The sequence below is a fragment of the Paenibacillus sp. OT2-17 genome (assembly GCF_009827695.1).
GTDB classification, from domain to species: Bacteria; Bacillota; Bacilli; order Paenibacillales; family Paenibacillaceae; genus Paenibacillus; species Paenibacillus polymyxa_B.
Window position 1 is genome coordinate 1 of the sequence record NZ_WUDQ01001056.1, and the last position, 529, is coordinate 529.

A 529-nucleotide genomic window follows, 5' to 3' on the forward strand; every position below is an offset into this window, starting at 1 on the left:
GGCAGAGGGAGAAAAGGGGTTACTTTTGCGTGTCATCGATTACAAATCTAGCCAAAAGGATCTCAAGCTGCATGAAGTGTACTATGGCCTGTCCTTGCAGATGCTCACCTACCTGGATGTGCTGCTGAATGCGGCGGAGGAATGGTTGGGCGAGACAGCTTATCCAGCGGGTACACTGTATTTTCACGTCCACAATCCGATGTTGCAGTCGCCTAACGGTCTTAGCGCAGAACAGGCCCGTCAGGAGCTTTTAAAACGTTTTAAGATGAAGGGATTATTGCTCGCGGATCGGGATGTAGTTGGGCAAATGGATACAGCATTGGACAAGGGATATTCCTCTATTTTACCTGTTGCGGTGAAAGCAGACGGCAGTTTTTATAGCAGTGCTTCGGTTGCTTCGCCGGAACAGTGGGACAGCCTGCTAGCTTCGGTACGTCATAATATCCGGACGATTGGCACACGGATGACAGAGGGCGATGTGGCCATTGAACCTTATCGTATCCAGCAAGAGACGGCTTGTACCTTCTGT

Annotated in this window: 1 protein-coding gene; it reads left to right on the top strand. The window is 50.1% G+C overall.

The genetic code is table 11. The features are described from left to right. The coding region (locus GRP75_RS29005; protein WP_202404375.1) for a PD-(D/E)XK nuclease family protein at nucleotides 1-529 on the top strand (529 nt) is incomplete at both ends.